The sequence below is a fragment of the Bacillus sp. JJ1609 genome (assembly GCF_036967045.1).
Classification (GTDB): Bacteria; Bacillota; Bacilli; order Bacillales; family Cytobacillaceae; genus Mesobacillus.
The window spans coordinates 388,194-410,898 of record NZ_JBALSS010000006.1 but is presented as its reverse complement, the minus strand read 5'-3'; the positions used below and the strand labels follow the sequence as shown (position 1 = coordinate 410,898).

Here is a 22,705-nt window from a genome sequence, read left to right as displayed (position 1 = left end):
TCAACAGACCTGTTATACTGCCCAACCATGATAAAAAGACTGTAGACAAGCTCGCTTTCATAGAGTTTGTCTACAGTCTGAGATGACCTCTTAAATAAAGAGGTCATTCTTTCTTTCCTTTTCTAAATCAAGCAAGTATTGCTTCATCTCTGTCCCACCTCTGTAGCCGGCGATGGCTCCATTCTTGCCAATCACTCTATGACATGGGACCGTGATGAGCACTGGGTTCGCGCCAATTGCAGTTCCAACGGCTCTTACTGCTGCAGGCTTGCCAATTTTATGGGCAATGTCTGAATATGAAAAAGTTTGGCCATATGGTATATCCATCAATGCCTTCCAGATGGCTTCTTGAAAAGGGGTGCCTTTTACATCAATAGGCATGGAGAAGGATTGGCGTTTTCCCGCGAAGTATTCGTGAAGCTCTTCTATATATGGCTGCATGACTTCGAAATTTTCTTTTAGCTCAGCGGCAGGAAATCGTTTATGGATTGCGCTCACAAATTCCTCACTGGAGTGCCCTGGCGAACCTACATAACAAAGCCCCTTTTCCGTGGCCGCAATATAAAGCTTTAAGTGAGCATGTTCAAAAACTGTCAAACAAATGTCATTTGTCATTTTTCTTCCCCACCTTTTTTACGGTATGTAGCAGGCGTACAGCCAAACTTCTTTTTAAATAACGTAATAAAATACGGCGCACTCTGGAACCCGACAGCTTCGGATATATCCTTGACTTTCCTCTTATGTTCCTCTAGCAGCTGAACCGCTTTTTCCATTCGGACTTCTTGGATGTATTCATTCGGCGACATGCTTTGTACCCGTTTGAACAGACGCTGCAAATGAAACGGACTGCCATGAAAAAGCTCGGCTAATCCCTCAAGCGTAAGGTGCTCATGGTAGTTTTCATCAATCCAGTCCCTGATCTGCCCGACCCATTCCTCTGCGGGCAAAATCGCTCCATCTGGCTTGCATCTCTTACACGGCCTGAAACCTTCTTCTTTCGCCAAATAGGCATTTTTAAAAATATGTACATTTTCCCGCTTCGGTGTTCTCGATTTGCAGGAAGGCTTGCAATAGATTCCGGTTGTTTTTACAGCATAAATAAAAGAATCATTAAAAGATGGATTGCACTCAACAATCGCATTCCAATACTCATCAGGAATCTGTACCATCTTTCTCACCTCTAGCAACAGTATAAAACAAACCAAGGCTATACTGTGTTTTTATTAATAAAAAAGCAAGAAAACGAAACAAAGTAAAAAGCCCTTTATAACCAAAGGACTTTTCATTCTATCTTATAAGTATCTATTTAGCCATGCTGTCAGATGCTTTACTGCTCCAGGGTGGATTGGCTGGCCAATCGTTTTTAGATAATCTTTTTTGTACGTAGTCGGTGAAAACGGTGTAAGCTGCTCCTTAAGCCCGTGATCCATATTTTCAACGACATGTGTTTCGTATTCACCCTGGACGGATTTCTCCACACGCTTTAGGTTCTCCGGGTTTGTTTGCCAATCCTTCGAGCCGCTGATGGCGAGGACAGGGCAGGACGCTTTCGCGAGTGCCTCTTCTATATTCAGGGCAAAATGTTCCCTGAAATACTTTGCCGGCATTTTGATGAAGCCCATTGTTTTAACGACGTCTTTATCAGAGTCTAGCATTTTCCGATAGGTTGCCTGCGCTTGCTTTTCACCTTTTTCAAGCGTATTGAACTTTTTGATGATAAAGCCTTGGATTCCCTTCTTTTGTGCCAGTTCTTTAAATGTAACCTTTCTTTGGTAATCGAGAGCCTCTCTCAAGGTTTCACCGCCACCAGACAGGAGAATCAGCCCAGCTGCCGGCCTCCTTGCATTAAGTGCCGTACCGACCATGCAGCCTTCACTATGGCCGGCAATAATCAATTTGTTCTGATCCACTTTCGGATGGTTTGCCAGCATATCAAGCGCGGCTTCTGCATCATTCATTGCATCGGACAGCCCCGCGGTATGATAGTTCCCTTCACTTTCACCGACTCCTCTTTTATCATAGCGGAATGTGACAAAGCCAAGGGATGTGCACAGTTCAGCCAGATCCGCATAAAGATTGAATTTGAATTTACCTTTTGGGGTGCTGCCATCACGGTTCAGCTGACCGGACCCTGGCAGGAACACAATCGCTGGGTAGCTTTCCTTTCCTAAGTCGGGAATCAACATCGTTCCTTTAAGGTTCACATCACTTTTAAACGAAATTTCTTCTTTAATCATCTGGGCGTTCATTGGTATTCCCCTCTGCACTGTTATTTTGGGTTGTTAATATATTGGTAATCGTCCGTTTCTTACGGTTCGTTGCAGGCTCATTTTGAAGCAGCGGAGTAATCAGCTCTACGTACTTTTTGATGAATTCACTGTATTCCTCGTCGCTGGCGTATAAAGTCGCCATCCTGAAGCTGACCATATCCTTTTCAAAATCGTATTTTGGCTGGCGGATGTATTCCTCGAAATTCATTAATACACTGCCGAGAAACCTTATAAAATAGTTCAGATGCTCATCTGGTCCAGCATTAAGCACTTCTTCCCTCGAAAGCAACTGGTTGTTTTGCGGAAGTGCGTATACCTTCTCGACCGTCCCGCGCACTTGATTCTCGTCCACGACCTCAATCACTTTTGCTTCAAGGAGTTTCTTTAAATGGCGATACAAAGTCGCCTGCGGAACTTCAGTCAGCTGCTCCGCAATTTGTTGTACCGTCTTCCTCCTTCCACTGGCTAACGTCTGAAGAATCTTCATACGAACTGGATGTAAAATCAAATCTGCTTTTGTTTCCTTCATCGAAATCACCTGTTGTATTTGAATTTGCGAATATTATCATTATCAATAATGATAATATAATTGGTATTGAAATAAATGTCAATATGGTTTGGAAAAAATTTCATGGTTTTTTGTTTCTTTTACCTGTGCTGGTCATGGCACCTTATTTCAGGCACAAAAAAAGCTCCCGTTTGAGTAATCAAGCGGGAGTTAAACATTTTATAAAAAGAAAACAAGTACCTGAGATGCAATTGCAACGGAAATTAGCGCAAATGGATACGCGGCTGCATACGCAATCGATGGATCCTCGGTATCCATCAGCTGATTCGCTGCACCCAGACCTGGGGTACTTGTCATACCACCGCAAATCGCTCCCAGAGAATGAATCACGCTTAATCCGAGCCATTTTCTAGCAAGCAAATAACCAGCGATCATCGGGACAATCGTTATAATGGCGCCGCCGATCAACAGGCTGAAACCTTCTTGCTGGATGACCTCTACAATCCCCTGTCCAGCGGTCGTGCCCGCTCCGGCCAGGAACAGCACAAGACCGATATCACGGATGACCTGGTTGGACGGCTGATAGTATCTAGCGTGGATCGGACCTAGCTTACCAAAGTGCCCAATGATCAACGCTAAAAATAACGGACCACCGGCGACCCCGAAAGTAATCGTACCCAGTCCAGGTAAATGAATAGGAATCATCCCAACAAGAACACCAAGCAGCAGGATAAGGCTCAGCGAAAGAATGTGGATGTTCGTAACTGTAAGCTTCTTTCGGCTGAAGAGCTTTTCGACGTCATTCAAGCGATCTTGGCTGCTAACTAAAGTCAGCACATCTCCTCGCTCTAATCGCCATTTCGGATTCTGATTGAACTCAAATCCTCCACGCTCGATTCGTGTTACGGTCACCCCGTAAGTTCTTCTTAATTGCAGCTCTTTTATCGTCTTTCCAATCAGCTCCAACGCATCTACTGTCACCTTGCGAAGCGTGACATTGTCATGATTTTCAGTGTTCGTCTCTACTTCTCGTCCAATCTTTTTACAAAGCTTTTTCAAATCATCCGTTAGCCCAACAGCAACGAGCCGGTCCCCAACCAAAATAACGGTATCATTCAGGGCGATGATATTTCGGTCTCCGCGGATGACGCGGCTGATGACGACCGAATTATATTGATTGAACTGAAGTTCTTTTAGCGTACGTTTATTTATAGATGGATCTATAACCTCTATTGTCATGACCTCAGGTGACTGGTCATTGCGGACTGGTCCAGATTTCTTTTTCAAATCCCCGGCTAAATCAACTTTTAATATCCTAGGTAAAAGCTGCACGAAAAGGACAACAGCCAGCACGCCAAAGGGATAGGCAATCCCATATCCGACAGAGGCCAGCGGATCACCCGTGGCTTCAAGCGCTGCTGCCAAACCTGGAGTACTCGTGAGTGCCCCAGTCATGATGCCGATGCTAAGGGCAGGCGATAAATGAAATAGTTTAGATACTATAATCGTAGTGACGGCAGCAATCACTGTAATCGAAAGGCCAATGATGCCAAAAACCATTCCGCTCGTTTTCATCATCCTGAAAAAGCGCGGCCCAGCTGACAATCCGACCGCTACAATGAACATACCTAATCCTAATTGCTGAATGACAAGTGAAACCTTATAGCCAAAATGGCCAAATAGCATCGCCGCAAGCAAAACCCCAGATGTGCCAAGGCTCAGTCCGCGTATTTTGATTTCCCCTATCGCGGATCCAACAAATAAGATCGCAAACAATAAGATTAATGGTTCTTCTAGCAAACCCAGTATGCTTTCCACGATGATTCCTCCAAAATTCGGAAATAAGATGTGATAGATTGTAAATCACTAAACAATCTTCATCATTAAGAATATCATGAGGATTGTCCATTTCATCATCACTTCATTGACGAATTTATTATAATTACAAGTTCATATTGTTGATAATTAATTTACCCCCTTTATTGCATTTCGAGCATTTTGGGCAATTAGTTTGGCCATTATAGAGACGTTTGGATTGATCAACATCGTTTATGGAGTTTTCAACCTCTTTTATTTACCCTTTTCAATTCATCAAAGTCATTTGTGGCAGTTTAATCACTTTCAATCCCCCTCTTCCTCCACTTAGACCAGTTGGTTTGGTTTCCTAGTCTAGATATACAAAAAAGCTTCTCTTTCCAAGAAGAGAAGCTTTTACAGTGTTACTCAATCGAACTTACATATTCAGCAATTTTGGCCATTTCTCCTTTTGATAAACCTGAGACTTCTTCAGTTTTATGGCGGCGGATGGCTTCCTCTAGCGTCTTCGCGCTGCCATCGTGGAAATATGGAGCAGTTGCCCACACTCCTCTTAATGTTGGCGTATCGAAGGACTTATTGTCCCTCGGGTTTTTCATGGCCGCCCTTGCATCCCCGGCAGAGTCTACATCCTTTGGATTTGAAGTCCCGATATCGTGAAGAAAATCCTTGTTATCGGTTGTTAGCTTTCCACCAGAATCCACAGCACTCACGCTGTCAGTGAAGTTTTCGCCGCCATGGCAGGTGATGCAGCCGCCCTTGCCCTCGAACAGCTTCTTGCCCTCCAAGGCTGCTTCGGACAGCTCTCCATCCTTTGAACGATAAGGACTTTTCGGAGGCGGAAAGGATTCAGGATTATCTAAATAGGCAAACATTGCATCGTACATATGTTTAACATCTTCAGGGAGCGGTTCACCTGGGCTGTAGTCCATCATCCCGCCCATTTCACCTTGAACAGTCAATAAGTAATCCTCAAAATCGTCGCGGCTGCCATCCCACATGAACAAGCCGTTTTCGGTCGTCCTTACATTGCTCGGAACATTCCTTGGCCCTTTAGGCGTCGTCAGTGTCAAGCCATTCATGTCTCCATCCGCATGGCAGGAAGCGCAGCTCATCCAGTTGTTCCCCGTGATGTCTGCCGAATATTCCTCGCTGTTAGCGCTATAGAATATAGTCTTCCCCTCCCGTTCGAGCGGGTCCATTGGATCATTTGAAACAAGAGCGATATTTTTACCGGCTGCTTTTACCCGGGAATATGAACTTTCTCCCCCAGCATTCAATACCGCTAAATCATGGCTCATTGCATTGTGGACATACAGGCTTTTGCTGTCAGGGGATATGACCGCACCTCTTGGATTGTTCCCGGCAATTCTGCGGACAACCTGGGTCGCATTACCTCCACGCTTAAGATCAAAAACCACTAAATCCTCGCTTCCGGACATGACCGCATACGCTTTGCTTCCATCCGGTTTAAAAACGACATCATATGGATTTGAAACGATGATCGTCTGGTTGTGGCTGTCAGAAACATTCATTTCCTCAAACAGCTCTTTTCGCTCTTCAACAATTTCCTCATCCTTTTCGAGATCTATGACGGAGATCGTCGGGAAAATGGTTTCCTCGAAGTGAACCGGCGTATCAACATTCGTTAAAAGATGGGGAATCCATGCTGTTTTTCCATCTGGACTGATGACGAATTGTTCAAGCGTGTTCGGGATTCCCTGGCTCTTTTTCTGATTCTTTTTATCAGGAGAATCTGCCAGCTGAATCTCTTTTACTACCTTGTTTTTCGACGTGTCAATGACAGTTATGGCCCCACTTAAATACTGAGGCACATATAATTTATCACCCTTTGCCGTGATAGCCAGCGTCCGCGGGCGGTCACCCACTTCAATTTCCTTGACCTGCTTCCTGTTTTCCAGGTCAAAAACAGAAACACTTCCCGAACGATAATTGGCAGTGTATAATGTTCTGCCATCCTGGCTTGTCACGACACCAAACGGTTCAATGCCAGCAGGAATGGAATCGACGACCTTCTTTTCCTTGATGGAAACAATGTCGATCTTGTTATCCAGCATACACGCTACATAAAGATATTTCTCATCCGGACTCAATGTCATCTGCCTCGGCTCTTTCCCAACTTTCACTTCAGCTAAAACCTTTCCCTTTTCAGGATCAATGAATGAGACAGTATTGATGTCGATATTGGCTGTATAGACGACAGAGCCATCCTTTTTCATAAGAATGTTATTGCTGTTCACCGCATAGTCGCGGGTGCTGTCAAACTCCATGGCAACGCCCGCCTTTTCCGTGCAGCCCGCTATATATACAGTTGTAATGGTCAATAAAAGGAAAAGAATCAGCTTCTTCATTGGAAACGCCTCTTTATGAATGATTTCTTGTTAATGACACGTGTAACAGAGTAGATTTATCTTTAATGCTTCTTAGTGATTTCAACAGGCAGAAGAACGGGTGCAATTCCGTATTTGCCGTGTCCTGCCTGAATTTGCGGTACATTATCGTTATCCGTGTTTCCTGGTTTGCCTTTTTTCAAGTAGAAATCTCCTGTGTCCCAGAATTCGCTGGCCTGCATGCCTTCTTCAAGGGACGGACCATCAATGACACGGTCAAAGAAGTCGGTGTATTTTTCTGTAATCACGTCAACTTCCAAAGGAGCAGGCTGCTCTTTGTCGCTGTCACTATTGCTTAAATTATTGATTGCTACTCGGAAAACAGCTGCCACTCCACCTGCAGTATAAGCATCATACTTCATTTCTTCCTTGCCAGTTTTATAGGCTTTTACTTCATCATCCCACAGGTTTTCATCCATCGCGACATAAATACCACGCGCTGCTTCACGATATTTATCATCCTGTGTTGCGAGGTAAGCTGCCGTCAGTCCACGAATCGCTCCTAATTGAGCCTGAAAGGAAACCTCTTGGTCCGCTCCTGTTCCGATTGTATAACCCTTTGCTGCCAAGCCGTTTTCCATGATCAGTTCATTTAGGATAAAATCTGCTTGCGCTTTGATCAGCTCTATTGCACGCTGGCCTTCTTTAGTGTCTAAACCTTCCGCCGCATCTCCGCTTGCATAGCCAACCGGTAATCCATCAATTGCCCTTTGGAAAATCCTCAATGATTCAACTGTGTAGCCAGCCTGGAACGTATCCACATAGTTCCCCTGCTTTGTACCATCATGCTCCGTCACAAATGCTCCCGCATCCTTGTTGAAATGCATGGCATCAAGGTTTTTAAAAACATGTAAAATCACATCTTTATTGACGGAATATGGATCAGTTGAAGGAACATCATTTGCCGTATCGCTATCCAGATTTTCTTTTGGTGCTGATGGATATGGATTGCTGTCAAACAATGCGTGGAACGATGGTGCCACATTTTTGTTCTCTGCGCGCTGGTCCGTCATGCCATAAAACTCAGCTGCCGGCCATAGCATAAGCCATTGGTCATTAAGCAGGCTCCGGCTGTCTGATAGTTTCATAGACTTGGCGTTCGGCATCAGATCATTGCCGTCTTCTTCAACCTCGATTTTGTGAGGCAGATAAACGAATCCTTTAGATGGGTCATACTGGCTTCCGATTCCTGCCGATGTCAGTTCTTTACCATTATAGAATAGTCCGTTTTTAATGAAGTTAAGTTTGTTCCAGATGCCTTCAACAAGGAACATCCCCTGCATACCATCCGGTGAGCTTACGCCTAGCCTGATATTTTCATCCTGGTCATCATTCGGTGTTTCCCCTTCAAGCTCTTCGTCTTTATCGACAGTATGGTAACCGCCAAGGAAGTCCCCTGCCCAAAGCGCCTGCTTCAAGAAGGTTCCTCCATAGGCTGCCGGGTTTAACACTTTATCCATTTTTTCACGGTCCCAGCGAAGAGATTTGAAGTTTACTTGATAGTTAGGGACATATGTATCTCCATCACCTGAAGCATATTCCTCGGTATCAACCTTTCCAATATAATGCGGATCTCCGTTTGAATATTCGATTAGTGTCGGGAACATATTCGTGAAGATTTCCTCTTGTGGGTAGCCAACGGCATCGGCTAGTTCATAATACCGATCAGCAAGCATTTCGGGTGCTTCTTTCCCTTTTTGTTTGGCCATTTCGCCGACAACCGGTCCATTGATCAAATGAAGGCCCAGGCCTGATTTTTCCACGACCTCATACATTGCTTCCTCAGAGTATTCGTATGCCTCAATTCCAGCCGTATAATCGAATTTTGCTGGCTGATCGACATTCATCGGATCGAGAAGATCAAGGTCGACTCCCAGTCCTTCTAACAGCGGCTCTCCCGCTAATTCAAATTCTGCATATGCAAACATATTTCCTGCCGTATCAAAATTGTAGTCAGTGACAGAAACTGAATAAGGTTTTTCTGCCTCTGATGTCTTTTTTGGTGAATCTTCTTTTTTCACGCTTTCTTCTGTACATCCTGCAGCAAAAAGTAAACTTCCTGCCATAGAGATAGAAGCCGCTCTTTTCCATGCTTTATTTCTCATTTCAACCGTCCTCGCTATAATTGATAATGATTTTCATTATTATTGATAACGATTATCATTATATCTTATGTTCTACTCCTTAACAACTAGAGATTTATAGTATAAAAATATTTTAAAAAAATACCCTGGCACCAAACCAGGGTATCAAAAAATTACTATTTAGCTATAGAATAAGCAAAAATGTAATTAAGTAACGTTTTTTCATGATATAGGTCCCTCTTGCTATATTTAGAGATGCATATCTTATTTAATAGATTAGAGGAGTCCAACTACTAGTTGATTGTATGCCCGTCACCGCTTACCTTGGTTTGTCCAGGAACACGGATATAAATAATATCCATCCCCTGGGACATTCCATATTGGCCTGATAAATCATGCCCATTTCCTACGAATTGAGTGACTGGGAAAGGAGTCTTGAAATCAACCAGTTCCAGGTTTACTGGCGCAGCAGGTAACATCTTGATTGTCGCATTTTCGAATTGGACATCTGGTGAAGAAAATTGGCCTGTAATATCCACATTATTTACATAAGATTTCGTCATATAATGGGTAATGACTACCGTATCTTCGAGCGAATCTACTTTTTCCACAAAGGTCGCAGCATTCAAGTTCGTCTCCACGTTAAGGGAGTTTCCTTTTAAGGCAAATTCCCATTTCTTTTTTTCAATTAAACCTTTTACCTCCGCTATGTCTCCAGATTCAATAAGCGGGTAGACTTTTTCACTAAACTTTTCTTCTGCTGCAATTTCTTCATCACTAAGGTATTTCCCCTCAAACGACTGTTTCACAGGACTGAGGAAGGAAAAGATGCTGGCTGCAAGAAGAACAGTGACATATACTGCAAGGATCTTAGGGATTCGGTTTCCGCTCATGATCTTTACTTTTATGATTTTACCGGTACCGCCGAAACTTAGGACCAAAACAATAATGAGGAGTAATAAAATGACCAAACTCATTGCCTAACCTCCATCCTGTTAGAAATCCATACAGCCACACCAAATGATAGGAAGGATGTGAACAAAGCTTTTAACGTAAACAGCAGGAAGGATGTTTCATTGATAAAAAACAGCCCCATATCCATTAAGAGAGTTGACTCTTTCGCAAGGAACACATTGAGGAACAAAAGTCCAAATAGGGCTGCCGGAAGGATGACGATAAAAAGTCTGCTCTTTTGAACCAATGTCCCTGCAAGGTAACCGAGTGCACTGAAAAGGAACAGATACATGATGGCAGCTGCGACGCCGACAGCAATTTGCGGAACAGTCAGAGGTGCGCTGGAGATGAATTTTATGTCTTGATTGAACATGACGAACAGTTTCAAAGCCTGACCGGCAAGCATGACGGTTACTCCGCCCAATGCGCTGGTTAAACCTAAATAAAGAATATTGGATAAATGGCTGCTCACCCGGTTGGCCACAAATGCATAATCATCATTTCGGTATGCATGTGTCGTCACAACCACCGCTGAGATGAATGCCCAGATCAGCGTAAAGGTAAAGATCAAAATGCCAGAGTAGTCTTTTAAATCGTAACTAAAATTATCAGTGCTGCCGCCACCCCCTCCTGTTCCTCCTAAAGAGAAAAGAATAGCGATTACCTGTAGAATCATCAATGACGTATACATGCCCCTGTATGACTTCAGCTTAAAACGAAACTGTTTTTTTACAATATCCCACAAGCTAACCTTTGTTAAATACATCATCTATCCCGCCTTTCTCCTGGCTCGTCAAAAATAAACAAAGATCTTCATTCGAAATAGTCGAGAATTCCAGTGCATTTTGGCGTGCAGAGCTGATCTGTTCATCCGAAATATCATTTTTGATTACCGCGTATACCCTGCCGAACCCATCAATGCTTTTATGAAAAACCTCCTGATCTCGGAGCCAATGGTTGATTGCATCTTCTTTCCCACTGACAACGGCTGCATATTCCCTCAATTCTTCTACAGGCATATGCAAAAATTTCTTTCCGTCCTTCAGCAGCAAAATATCTTCGAGGATGTCTTCCATTTCGTTCAGATGGTGGCTTGAGATGAGGATTGTTCGCGGATAGGCGATGTAATCCTTTAACAGTGCGCGATAAAAATCCTTCCGTACACCAGCATCCATTCCGTTTGTCGGTTCATCAAAAATCGTTAAAGGGCAGCGAGCCGCCAGACCCATAATGGCATTAAACGTGTTCTTCATTCCTTTTGAAAGCCCTGGATGAGTTTGTTTTGGATGCAGCGAAAAATATTGAAAAAGGCGCTGAGCCAGTTTCATATCCCAGTTAGGATAAAAGTCTTCAGCTGTCTGCAGAATCTCTTCCAGAGTCAATGCAGCAGGCAAATTCATGTCATTATCAATTAAAATCGTATTTGCCGAGACGGTTAGATTATTAAATGGGTGCTCACCGAAGACCTTGATTTCCCCTGAAGTTTCACGAAGGAATCCTGCCGCAATCTTCAGCATCGTTGTTTTCCCGGCTCCATTCCTGCCGATGAGGCCAGTGATTTTGTTTTCGCCAAGTGAAAAAGTTAGGTCATCCAAAGCTTTTTTCTTCCCATAAGATTTTGTAACTGATTCAAACTCAAGCACAGTCATTCCTTAGTCCCCCTTTAAATCCCGTCTGGCTTCCTGGATCATCGCAATCAATTCCTCTTCCGTCACCTGGAGGTGCTCAGCTTCCCTCACCAATTCTGCCACCAATGACTTCAATGTCCGATTCCTCCGTTTCACAGTGATAATCTGCTTCGCTTCTGCCGATACGAACATGCCCAGTCCGCGCTTTTTATAAAGAATGCTTTCATCTGCTAAAATATTTAATCCTTTTGCCGCTGTCGCTGGATTGATATTCAGCATTTCCGCGAGCTGGTATTGGGAATACACCTTCTCATCCATCTTGATACTTCCGCTGAGTATCTCCTTTTCCAGCCACTCAGCTATTTGGATGTAAATCGGTTTCATGCTATCTGAATTAAGAATCAATACCGTACCTCCTTCAACAGTTCCATAGTACATTACTGTTGTAATGTACTATATAATAATTTGTAAAAATTAACAAGGGTTTTTTACCCAAAAAAATAAAAAACCCCCTCTTATGCCGAGGGGGCCATTGGTCATTATAATACCTTCGTCTTCTCCAGAGGGCTTTCCAGTTTCATCTGGTTCAGTTCAATTCTCATTTTTTCTGTTTCAAGCATATAGTTTTCATGTTTGAGTTTTTCTAGTTCGATTTCATCTTTAATCATATTGTGTTTAATCTTGGCTGTTTTTCGAAAATGGCTTGTAACAATGGCGGTTAGTGGTATGGAAAATACCATAATGATTGTAATCGTTCCTGTCATGGAACTTCACCTCAGCGTGATTATTTTAGACTATGTTTCTATCATAGCAAAATCACAGGAAAAATAAACCATCTTTTAGACGGAAGTCTCAAACTGGACCTTATGAAGGTTGGCAAATATTCCTCCCTGTTCGATCAGCTCATCATGGCTGCCTTCTTCCGCGATGCCGTCCTCTGTGACCACAACGATTTTGTCGGCGCTGCGAATCGTTGCCAGTCTATGGGCGATGACAACTGTCGTCCTGTTTTTGGACAGATCGGCCAGTGCGCCTTGTATGATCCTTTCCGTCTCAGTATCTAGTGCTGAGGTTGCTTCATCCAGGATGAGGATTGGCGGATTCTTGAGAAACATCCTGGCAATCGCGATCCGTTGCTTCTGCCCGCCTGACAGCTTCAGTCCTCGCTCTCCGATTTGAGTCTCATAGCCATCTGGCAGTGCAGCAATGAAATCTACGAGGTGAGCCTGCTTTGCGGCTCGAACAATATCTTCGAACGTTGCACCAAGTGAACCATAAGCGATATTTTCACGAAGCGTTCCTGTGAACAGGAAGACATCCTGCTGGACAATCCCAATCTGGGAGCGCAGCGATTTTTTCGTCATATCGCGAATATCAATTCCATCAATGAAGATGCCACCGTTATTCACATCATAAAAACGAGGAATCAACGAGCAAATGGTCGTCTTACCCGCCCCTGATGGTCCGACAAAAGCGACTGTTTCGCCATGGTTGATTTTCAGGTCAATTCCTTCAAGGACTGGCTTGTTGTTGTCATAGCTGAACGTTACATCACGGAATTCAATGTTCCCTTTTAAATGGGCAACCTCGATGGCATCTTCCCGATCGACGACATCGGGATTCTGGTCCATCAATTCGGTAAAACGCTTAAACCCAGCCATCCCTTTTGGATACAGTTCAAGGATCGCACTGATTTTATCAATCGGTTTAAACAGGACGTTCACATACAGAACAAAGCCGACGAGCTCACCATAGCTCAGGGTGCCGCGGAAGCTCAGCCACGCCCCATACACAAGGACGACAAGGACCATCAGCCTTGTCAGCATATAAATACTGGAGGCGCTGAAGGACATCACCTTGTAGGCTGTTAATTTGGCTCTGCGGAATTTGCGGTTGTTCGTTGTGAATCTCTTAATCTCGTAATCTTCATTTGTAAAAGACTGCACGACACGGATGCCGGAGACGCTGTCTTCGACCCTCGCATTGACGTCGGCAATATCACTGTACATATTCTTCCAGGCAGCGTTCATCTTAAGGTTCGTATACGTAATCAGCCAGATAAGAAACGGCACGATGATCATCGTAATCAGAGCCAGCTTGACATTAATCGTAAGCATGATCCAGAACGCACCAACGAATGTCATCGCGGCAATAAACAAATCCTCTGGACCGTGGTGGGCAAGTTCCCCTAAATCAAACAGATCGTTGGTGATCCTGCTCATGATATGACCCGTCTTCGTATTATCAAAAAAGCGGAACGACTGCTTCTGGACATGCTGGAACAGCTGCTGCCTCATATCCGTCTCAATGTTAATCCCGAGCTTATGCCCCCAGTAGTTCACAATGAACTGCAGGAAAGTACTAATCACATAAAGTAACAATAATCCAATACTCACGCCAACAATTATATTCCAGTTCCCGCCAGGCAAGAGGGTATCGATGAACCACTGTACCGCCAACGGAAACGCCAACTCAAGCAGTGCCACGATGACCGCACTGCTAAAATCAATGATGAATAACCTCCGATGAGGCCGGTAATATGTAAAAAATCTACGAATCATTTTCTGTATCTCCTTTTAGTTCTTCAAGTGATTATATGCCAAATGATTCGACTTTTTCAATAATTCTGGTAAAATTATCAATTTAAATCTATTAAAAAACCTCCCGACAACGATCATCAGGAGGAATGTTTTAAGAAGGAACCAGAATTCCTTCGAGCTCTCTATTCAGTTCTTTCGATCGTTTAGCAGCATGGTTGACTGCCTGAGTGATGGCCTGGCCACCGTTATATTTTCGTAAGGCATTCAGCCCTGATGCTGTCGTTCCGTTTGGCGAGGTCACATTTTTTCTGAGAACAGCTGGGTTTTCGTCCTTTTCGATGACCATTTTCGCTGCACCTAATATCGTTTGCGCGATAATCTCGCGGACCATTTTCTCGTCCATGCCATTTTCAGTTCCAACTTGTTCCATATGCTCCATTAAATAATAGAAATAGGCAGGGCCGCTGCCGGCAAGACCAGTGAAGATGTCCATTTGGGCTTCTTCAATCAGGAATACCTTCCCCATGCAGCTAAGCAGTTCTTTTACATCCTCAATATGATCTTTTGATGTATTTTCTCCTGGAGTGATTGCTGTAGCCGATTCCTGGATCATGCTTGAGGTGTTCGGCATCACCCGTACAACCTGTTGCCCACTGTTCAGGTTTTCTTCCATAAAACCTGTGGAAATGCCAGCCAGTACAGAAACCACAACCTGGTTTGGGTTTATTTTATCCTTTAATGCAGCCAGAGCCTCCGATGCTCCGTTTGGCTTCATCGCCAGGATAAATAAATCCATTTCCTGATACGGCAATTCGTTTTCCGGCAATCCGTTTACATCATACTTTTTATCCAGCCGCTCAAGCCTGGCTGCATTGCTCTTATTCGTTACAAAAATATTTTCCGGACGAATTTTTCCTGACTTGACCAGGCCGGAAATCATCGATTCAGCCATAGACCCCGCACCTAAAAAAGCAACTTTTTTATTTTTCAACAAGAGCATTCACCTCGAAAAGTATTTTTGTTCGTACACCGTTCGCATTTTATCAACGGGTTTAATGGTAACATGCTCAAGAATAGTTTCAAGGTCTGGGAGATGATTCATTAGCATATGGCTGAGATAGTGAAGTAAAGCGCCTCCAAATGAAATAATCTGGTCTTTTTCCTAATATAAAGAGCCACAATCATCAATTATGGCCAAATATGAAGGAATATAAAAAGTGAAAATACCGGTAAAAGTTATAGAACTACTAATTTACTGGATATTGGTATACTAGATTCAAGTAATTCTACTTTTTAAGGGAAGGTACATAGATGAATCTAAAAGAAAAGGTTAGGAAACTCCCATTAAGCCCTGGAGTTTATCTTATGAAAGATCAAAACGGCACAGTGATTTATGTAGGAAAAGCGAAGAGACTTAAGCTGAGGGTTCAAACGTATTTTCAAAACACCGCCTCCCATCCCCAAAAGATAAAGAAGATGGTTGCAAACGTCGATGACTTTGACTATATCCTTACTGATACAGAATTTGAGGCTTTCATGCTTGAATGTAAACTAATTAAAGAATTAAAGCCTTTGTTTAATAAAAGAATGAAAAGCCACCTTTCCTATACTTATATCGGAATAAAGACAGATGGTCCTTACCGAAAAATCTTTATAACTCCAGACAGAGAAGAAAATGATCATACGCTCTATTTCGGACCGTATTCCAGTCCAATTTACGTAAAAAAAGCAATCGAGAATTTGAAGGAATATTTCCATATAAACTGCCTTCATCCCCTTAAAGGTTCTCCATGCTTGAATTACTCCCTTGGGCACTGCAATGGCTTATGTTTGGGTGGAGATGCTGTTGGACAGTACAATGAAATTGTCGATATGTTCATTGATTTGCTTCAAGGGACTGACCAGGAAATTCTTGAAGAATTGCAGAGGAAAATGCAGCAGGCTTCCGAGGAATTTAGATTTGAAGATGCGAGTAAATACAGGAATTATGCAAAATCACTATCCATTCTTTTATATAAGGAAAACATCATCCAGATTACTGAGGAAAATAAAAACATCGCCGTCATCGAACAATTGAATGACAACCACTTGAAAATTTTTTTAATCAAGGGGCACAAAATAATCTTCAGTCAAAAATACACATTGGAGGCTGTTGAGCAGCTTTCTGCAACGATCAGTGCGGACATCCTTAACTATGTTCAGAAAATGGGTCATCAAGAGTCCCTTAACATCAGCAAGGAAAATCTCGATGAATCGCAGATTATATATAGTTATTTAAATAGCTCCAATGCGAGATTTACCATCATTCCTGATAGTTGGATTGAATCGAATTGGTGCGCAAAATTGGATGATGAAATTAAAAATTTGTTGATAAATGTTGGACTATGAATGGCTCCACAAGAGTTTCATCCTGGCAAAAGACCCCTTAGTTAACTATAAGCCGTTATCTTTATGAGTACCTGCATAGGAAAAAGCAAATATAAAAACAAGTATAAAAGCAGTGGATTTCGCAACTGAAATCGCACTGCTTTTAGCATTTATTGCGAGTAAGCATATAGTAAACTATTAAAGAAGTTTATCTATGAACGGGCAGGTTAGTTGAATTAATACGAGGGATTATGTAATCTCTAAAGTTTGATATAAAAAGATGACTAAATGTAACTTTATTGAGATTTACTTAAAATTAATAAGCGTATCCTAAAATATCTCGAATACTCATATTTCTTCTAGTGGCGAAATATGAGTATCCGCCCCTATAATATTTTCAAGTGTAACCATAGGTTATTCACTTGTTAATATTAGCTCTCGTGAATTGACATCATAAATTTTATAACCAATTTCAAACATATGGTCTTTTGTAACTGTCACCTCACAATAGTAAGGAATTGCCTTCCCATAAGCATCAAGCGTAGGAATATGATTAAATAAAAACATATCACCTGTATCAAGCATGTTAAAGGTCGATTCAGTAGAACGCCCAGATGAAGTTATTTCGATGGTGCATTCCCCTTTGACAACGTCATATTCCTTTAGAAGTATGTATTTTAAACTTGGGAGAGTGATCACTAAAAGTAAAACACCAATTAGAAAGACTGAAATGCCTTTAACTACATTTAGAAAAGAAAATTCATTATCAACATACATATAAATAAAGAAAACTACAGCACCTAGAAATAACAATGCTGCTGTTATGAGCATAAAATAATACAATTTTTTCACTTCCTATGACAATTGAATAATTATATTTACGTTGATTCAATCATAAGGTTTCAGATTATGCCATTAAAATATTCTCGTACCTTTATCTTATTAAAGCAACTCTTTTCTTCTAACATTACCTTTATTACTTATACAAATATCCCAAATACCTAAAATCCTTTTTCGTTTACACAGTTTTAAAAAAACATATGTAATGCTTCTTCCTGAATAACTGGTGCTATGACCGAAGAAGGATTAAGGCACCTTTTTGTTTACTAACGAAGCAGGTTTGTTGAACAACAATAGCTTTGAATATATAGGGTAAAGTGGTGGTTACAAAATGTCTAACATAGAACTTTTAAAAATAAATTCAAAAAACTGGCGAGAAGCTCTTGCCCTATCTGTACATCCTGAGCAACAAAAGTTTGTTGCTTCTGTTACACCTCCTTTAGCTATTGCACTTGCAAAGGCATATATCAGACCAGATGGTAAAGTCGTTGAACCATATGGTATTTTTGATGAAATGCAGATGGTAGGCTTTTTCAATCTACATTATATCCCTGAAAGCGTAGAAGACTATTGGGTTTTCCATTTTTTCATTGATAAAAGATATCAAAAAAGCGGAGTTGGTTCCGAAGCGTTTAATGAGTTAGTGAAGTATATTAAATTTAGCCATCCTTCTTGTCATCGACTTCGTTTAACCGTTCATCCGGAAAATGATGCTGGAAAATTATTTTATACAAAATTGGGATTTACAAATGATAATATCCTAACATATGGTGAGCCTACTTATTCTCTATATATTTAGATAAAGGAGCGTTGGTCTAGCAAGGATTCTAACGGGCAGTTTAGTGGAACAAGAAGATAAGAAAAAATGAAATAGAGAGTCTTTTTCGATGCCATCCAAGCCCTATTCGCATAACATAAGACAGTTACAAAAAAGAAGGGGATATAGTGAGTTCATATAATGGGAATGGCGGAAATGACAATAATCTGGCTAATATTCTACAATTCATTGGACAATGGTTTAATGTGACAGGAGATACATTAGGTCTTATAGGGCAAGCTATAGCATTAGAACAAAATAAAAATGATACAATCCAAGCACAAAAAGAGAAACAACAACAAGAGTTACAGCAGCAACAAATGCAACAACAACTAGAACATATGCAACAGCAAATAAAAATTTTGCAAGAACAAATAAAAAAGCAAGTCTAATTAGATATTAAGTTCTTTTTCAACTAAAGTGGTACTTATCTTCAATAAGAAATTTTAAATATGACAGGTATCCTGTCTTTATTTAGTTATTGAATTCATAAGAATTCGCAACTCAAACAGCAGAAGCATATTTTTTAAATTGCTCCAGCTATGAATGGTGCTAATCTCCAAATCAATAAAAAAGCAGAGCGAATTCATATACGAATTACTCTGCTTTTTCAACTGCTTTTTTATATGTGTTTTTATAGCTGCGGGTACCTCAAAGGATAACTGCTTAAGTAAACTACCGGATCTCCTCTTTTCTATTCCTTATCTTTTAGCCTTATCCCAAACAACCGAAAAAGTAGTTCCTTGATGGCTGCTTTCTTTTAAAATTAGATCCGCACCTAAAGCCCTGGCAAGCATTTTGCTAAAAGGCAACCCCAGACCAAGTCCTCTGACTTTGAGTTTTTTCTTTTCGCCTCGAAAGAATCGTTCAAAAACATAGGCTTGTTCTGCTTCTGGAATTCCTGAACCCGTATCTTTTACATCAATCCTTGCATCGGAAAGAATGATCGTAATGGATCCCCCTTTCCATAATGCCTGGTAGGAGTTATTCAATAAGTTGATCATGATTTGCTGCAGCCGAAGCGGATCGGTCATTTTATTGATGGGATGGTCAGGCATAATCACTTTTAAATCAACAGGTTCATTTTGTGTGACCTGCCATTGCCTGCTGATCTCCTGGATTAGTTTATTCATGTTGCAGTTTTCATTCCGAATCGTAAAAGCACCGGCAGCTAAAGAGTTAAAATCGAGCAGGTCAGCTATCATCGTCTGCAGTCTTTGGATTTCTTTTAGCGTGATATCCAAAAATTCCTGGCGCTCCTCGCCTGTCACAATGCCATCCCGGACAGCCTGGACAAGTCCGCTTATCGAGGTAACAGGTGTTTTCAAATCGTGTGTCACTCCCGCTAATAGTTCTGCGCGCATTTGCTCCAGCTGGATGAGACGGTTGGTCATTTCCTTGAATGAGGTTACTAATTCATAAATCTCCAATTCTCTTGGATCTGTATCGAGAGTGATGTCGTAATCTCCTTCTCTCACCTTGGCAGCAGCCTGCGCTACGTCCTGAATTGGTTTTAAGATTTTCTTAGAAAGAAAGTAAATGACGATCCACCCTAGCAGCCCTAATCCAACCAGCAAAATAATCAATAGCCGATATTCTTGATCGACATTCGTTAGGTCGGCTTTACTTTGCATGACTACAACCCAGCCGGTTTGCCTGTCATCAACAGTTAATGGTGTTTTTACGGCATAAACGTCTACACCATTTACCTCGATTTCCTGAACAGTATCTTCCCTTTCGATCACCTCAGGCGGAGCTTGCCCTGCAGTGCGTCCGGGCCCTCCACCAGGTCCACGATGGGGCGGTCCAGCGTTTAAAACATTCCCATCCAAATCAGTAATGTAAAGCTGAGGCTGATTTTCCATTTGAAGAATTCTTGCCCGCTCCTCAAGCCTGCGGTCAAAACGATCAAAATCATCATCATTATTATTGGATTGAGCAACGCGATCCGCTGTTTCGACGGCCAGGTACTCCATTAAGTTCAAGCGATTCTCTAGCGTGGTTTGTTTAATCCACCACATCGAACCAGCCGCTAGAAGGGTGAGTCCGGCAATTAGAGTGATGAGATACCTCGTTGTCCAGTAACGCAGCAAAGTTGTTTGTTTTTTACTTTTCGTAAACACTGAACTGATACCCCAATCCTCTTAGCGTCCGGATTTCGCCTTGTGATGCGGGCCAGGCTGACAGCGACTGGCGGATTCGTTTTACCGATAAATCCACTGCCCGGTCACTACCGTCATAATCCATTCCCCATATATTTTCAATTAAATCTTCTCTAGTAAAGGTTCTATTCGGTCTCTCTGCTAAAAAAATAAGCAAGCTAAGATCTTTTGGCGTTAATACAACCGTTTCTCCACCGATCGTGACAACGTGTGAATCCAGATTAATTTTCAAGTTGCCAAACTGTTTCGTGTTATCAGTATCCAGGACATTGGAAGAGCGGCGAAGCACGGCATTGACTCTGGCAACCACTTCTTCTCCAACAAATGGCTTGGAAATGTAATCGTCCGCGCCTTGATTCAATCCCTTCAGCCGATAATCGATATCTCCGAGGGCAGTCAGCATGATGACCGGACACGGACTGGTTTTGCGAATCTCCTTCAGGACATCCCAGCCATCCATTCCAGGAAGCATAACATCCAGCAATACGAGATTCGGCTCATTTGCTGTAAAAGCATGCAGCCCTTCCAGCCCATCGAATGCCTGAACCACATCATAGCCTTCATGTTTTAGATACACAGCTAATACTCTCGAAATCGTTTGTTCATCTTCAATGATTAATATGGTCTTCATTGCTGCCCCTCCTATAACGAAAAGCGCAAGCGCCTTGGTCAGCCCCGACAGGCGTAAGACGGCTCCCGCAGGAAATCCTGGTTTCTGTAGGGAGACGGCTTATGACCCGAGGGGCTAGGCGCTGGAGCTGGACAATTCTCAAAGATAAATTTATCACTATTTACTATACAAGAAAAATCCCCAGTTATATACCGGGGACTTCCTGGCCTTTTTATTCTTTAGAAACCGCGTCCGCCGCCATCATGGTGGTTACCGCCACGACCGCCTTCAGGTCCGAATCCGCCTTTTTCTCCCAAGCCACCTTCATGCCCGAAACCGCATTTTCCTCCGAAACCTCCATCATGCCCAAATCCCCCTTTACCGAATAGACCGAATTCGTCATCTGTTAATTCATCTAGTTTATCCGCATCCTTGGCCTTAATTGCTTCAATAAGCTCACGTGTATCTTTATTTGAAGTAGAAATTCCAAGATCTTTCGCCAGGTTCACTACTTTTTTCTCTTGTACTTCTTGTGCAATCTCTCTGATTGTTTTTCCGTCGATTGTGATTTTCAATTCTTTAGCATCTGCTTTCACTTTAGCAGTCTGCACTTCCTGCGCCACTTCTCTGGTGTCCTTGCCATCTACAGTGATGCCAAGCTTCTTCGCTTCTTTGGTTACTGAAGCTGTAAACACTTCATTCTGCAAAGTCTGCAGGTCTTTTCCATCAGTAGCAACACCTAGTTCCTTAGCCTTTTTATTTAATGAAGCTGTACGAATATCTTCCATTAGTGTTTGGGCATCTTTGTTATCTGTTGAAACCCCAAGCTCTTTTGCTTCTTTTTTAAGGTTAGCTAAACGGATCGCATCATGAAGGGCAGCTGCATCTTTTCCATCAGTCGAGATACCAAGATCCTTAGCAGTTTCTTTGAGCTTGGCCAATTGTACTTCCTCGGAAAGCGTATCGATATCCTTATTGGCTGTCTTGATTCCCAGCTCTTTCGCTTCATTCTTGATGGTAGCCTCTCGAATCTCACCCATTAAAGTTTCAGCATCTTTACCTGATGTGCTGATTCCAAGATCCTTTGCCTTGGCAATCAGTTCCTCAGAATTGCCTCCGAAAAATCCTTTATGACCAAAACCTTTTCCCATAAAACTTAGCTTTGAACCTACAGTGGAACTTGTGGTGTCATCATTAGCTAATGACGTTGTGGCGTAGCCTCCTAAAAGTAATGCTCCTGCGATTGTAAAACCTAATACTGATTTCTTCATATTTGACATCCTCCTAAATTCTTTCGTTTTTTATTTCAGGTTCAACGTGGACATGAACCTTATACTCATAATTTAACGGTTGAATATGTCAGCAAAATGTCAGACTGAAAAAAATCAAAAAAATATTATAAAAGCTGAAAAATGATAAGAAAGCATATGTACTAGCTATTCGTTTATAATTTTTGATATTTCCTCTATGTCAGGAAAATGTCAAACATGAAAAAGCCGCAAAATCGCCCCCATTCTTATTAACTATTACACATAAAAACAGGGAGGCCATCTAGTTCGATGGTCTCCCGATTCTTCTTTTTCTATTGTGAATGGTCATGAGAAGACTTATTAGAACCATTCAACTCGGTTTTTCTTTCTCGAATGGTCATAAGAAGACTTATTAGAACAATTTCAACTCGGTTGTTCTCTCGCGAATG

General features: G+C 42.1%; 21 protein-coding genes. 3 read left to right on the top strand and 18 right to left on the bottom strand.

Features of this window, described 5'->3' with window-relative positions; genetic code table 11:
- Positions 1–90 precede the first annotated feature (90 nt).
- The 14 genes from V7654_RS06625 to proC all read right to left on the bottom strand — a co-directional run bounded on the left by V7654_RS06625 (position 91) and on the right by proC (position 15,210).
- Positions 91–615, bottom strand: a complete 525-nt coding sequence (locus V7654_RS06625) for a methylated-DNA--[protein]-cysteine S-methyltransferase (RefSeq protein WP_335429408.1) — start codon at positions 613–615, stop codon at positions 91–93.
- Entirely contained in the window at positions 612–1,169 is a 558-nt protein-coding gene (locus tag V7654_RS06620) for a bifunctional transcriptional activator/DNA repair enzyme AdaA (RefSeq protein ID WP_335429407.1), read from the bottom strand. Before V7654_RS06620 ends, V7654_RS06625 begins: the two co-directional genes overlap by 4 nt.
- Before the next feature lie 123 nt (positions 1,170–1,292).
- Entirely contained in the window at positions 1,293–2,249 is a 957-nt protein-coding gene (locus V7654_RS06615) for an alpha/beta hydrolase (protein WP_335429406.1), read from the bottom strand.
- Positions 2,230–2,799, bottom strand: a complete 570-nt coding sequence (locus tag V7654_RS06610; RefSeq protein WP_335429404.1) for a helix-turn-helix domain-containing protein — start codon at positions 2,797–2,799, stop codon at positions 2,230–2,232. Before V7654_RS06610 ends, V7654_RS06615 begins: the two co-directional genes overlap by 20 nt.
- 198 nt (positions 2,800–2,997) lie before the next feature.
- The gene (locus tag V7654_RS06605; RefSeq protein WP_335429403.1) at positions 2,998–4,596 is read right to left on the bottom strand and encodes an aspartate:alanine exchanger family transporter; all 1,599 of its coding nucleotides are present in this window, start codon (positions 4,594–4,596) and stop codon (positions 2,998–3,000) included.
- A gap of 401 nt (positions 4,597–4,997) precedes the next feature.
- The gene (locus V7654_RS06600) at positions 4,998–6,965 is read right to left on the bottom strand and encodes a beta-propeller fold lactonase family protein (RefSeq protein ID WP_438825255.1); all 1,968 of its coding nucleotides are present in this window, start codon (positions 6,963–6,965) and stop codon (positions 4,998–5,000) included.
- A gap of 62 nt (positions 6,966–7,027) precedes the next feature.
- Positions 7,028–9,109, bottom strand: a complete 2,082-nt coding sequence (locus V7654_RS06595) for a hypothetical protein (protein WP_335429402.1) — start codon at positions 9,107–9,109, stop codon at positions 7,028–7,030.
- 272 nt (positions 9,110–9,381) lie between these two features.
- Positions 9,382–10,065 (bottom strand): hypothetical protein, encoded by a 684-nt coding sequence (locus V7654_RS06590; RefSeq protein ID WP_335429400.1) that lies wholly within the window; start codon positions 10,063–10,065, stop codon positions 9,382–9,384.
- Positions 10,062–10,808 carry a hypothetical protein gene (locus tag V7654_RS06585; RefSeq protein ID WP_335429399.1) on the bottom strand — a complete coding sequence of 249 codons (747 nt, stop codon included), beginning with the start codon at positions 10,806–10,808 and terminating at the stop codon, positions 10,062–10,064. Before V7654_RS06585 ends, V7654_RS06590 begins: the two co-directional genes overlap by 4 nt.
- Complete coding sequence (locus V7654_RS06580; protein WP_335429398.1) at positions 10,789–11,691, bottom strand: ABC transporter ATP-binding protein; 903 nt, start codon at positions 11,689–11,691, stop codon at positions 10,789–10,791. The genes V7654_RS06585 and V7654_RS06580 overlap by 20 nt, the downstream gene beginning before the upstream one ends.
- Positions 11,692–11,694: 3 nt before the next feature.
- Entirely contained in the window at positions 11,695–12,075 is a 381-nt protein-coding gene (locus V7654_RS06575) for a GntR family transcriptional regulator (protein ID WP_335429397.1), read from the bottom strand.
- A gap of 134 nt (positions 12,076–12,209) precedes the next feature.
- Positions 12,210–12,434 carry a hypothetical protein gene (locus tag V7654_RS06570; protein ID WP_335429396.1) on the bottom strand — a complete coding sequence of 75 codons (225 nt, stop codon included), beginning with the start codon at positions 12,432–12,434 and terminating at the stop codon, positions 12,210–12,212.
- A 75-nt stretch (positions 12,435–12,509) separates the two neighbouring features.
- A complete protein-coding gene (locus tag V7654_RS06565; protein ID WP_335429395.1) occupies positions 12,510–14,231 on the bottom strand; it encodes an ABC transporter ATP-binding protein in 1,722 nt (573 codons plus the stop codon).
- A gap of 130 nt (positions 14,232–14,361) precedes the next feature.
- Positions 14,362–15,210, bottom strand: a complete 849-nt coding sequence (gene proC / locus V7654_RS06560) for a pyrroline-5-carboxylate reductase (RefSeq protein WP_335429394.1) — start codon at positions 15,208–15,210, stop codon at positions 14,362–14,364.
- A gap of 311 nt (positions 15,211–15,521) precedes the next feature.
- On the opposite strand from proC, the gene V7654_RS06555 reads away from it, so the two are divergent.
- Positions 15,522–16,598, top strand: coding sequence for a UvrB/UvrC motif-containing protein (locus tag V7654_RS06555; protein WP_335429393.1), 1,077 nt, complete (start codon positions 15,522–15,524; stop codon positions 16,596–16,598).
- A gap of 393 nt (positions 16,599–16,991) precedes the next feature.
- Here the strand turns inward: V7654_RS06555 and V7654_RS06550 are convergent, their stop codons facing one another.
- A complete protein-coding gene (locus V7654_RS06550) occupies positions 16,992–17,408 on the bottom strand; it encodes a hypothetical protein (protein WP_335429392.1) in 417 nt (138 codons plus the stop codon).
- 340 nt (positions 17,409–17,748) lie between these two features.
- Here V7654_RS06550 and V7654_RS06545 point away from each other — a divergent pair, with 340 nt between their 5' ends.
- A complete protein-coding gene (locus V7654_RS06545; protein WP_335429391.1) occupies positions 17,749–18,216 on the top strand; it encodes a GNAT family N-acetyltransferase in 468 nt (155 codons plus the stop codon).
- Positions 18,217–18,362: 146 nt separating this feature from the next.
- Positions 18,363–18,626 carry a hypothetical protein gene (locus V7654_RS06540; protein ID WP_335429390.1) on the top strand — a complete coding sequence of 88 codons (264 nt, stop codon included), beginning with the start codon at positions 18,363–18,365 and terminating at the stop codon, positions 18,624–18,626.
- Between the two features lie 309 nt (positions 18,627–18,935).
- On the opposite strand, the gene V7654_RS06535 is transcribed toward V7654_RS06540, so the two are convergent.
- The 3 genes from V7654_RS06535 to V7654_RS06525 form a co-directional block, all read right to left on the bottom strand.
- Entirely contained in the window at positions 18,936–20,357 is a 1,422-nt protein-coding gene (locus tag V7654_RS06535; RefSeq protein WP_335429389.1) for a sensor histidine kinase, read from the bottom strand.
- On the bottom strand, positions 20,341–21,027 hold the full coding sequence (locus V7654_RS06530; protein WP_335429388.1) for a response regulator transcription factor: 687 nt from the start codon (positions 21,025–21,027) through the stop codon (positions 20,341–20,343). The genes V7654_RS06535 and V7654_RS06530 overlap by 17 nt, the downstream gene beginning before the upstream one ends.
- A gap of 218 nt (positions 21,028–21,245) precedes the next feature.
- Positions 21,246–22,277, bottom strand: coding sequence for a hypothetical protein (locus V7654_RS06525; RefSeq protein WP_335429386.1), 1,032 nt, complete (start codon positions 22,275–22,277; stop codon positions 21,246–21,248).
- Positions 22,278–22,705 lie beyond the last annotated feature (428 nt).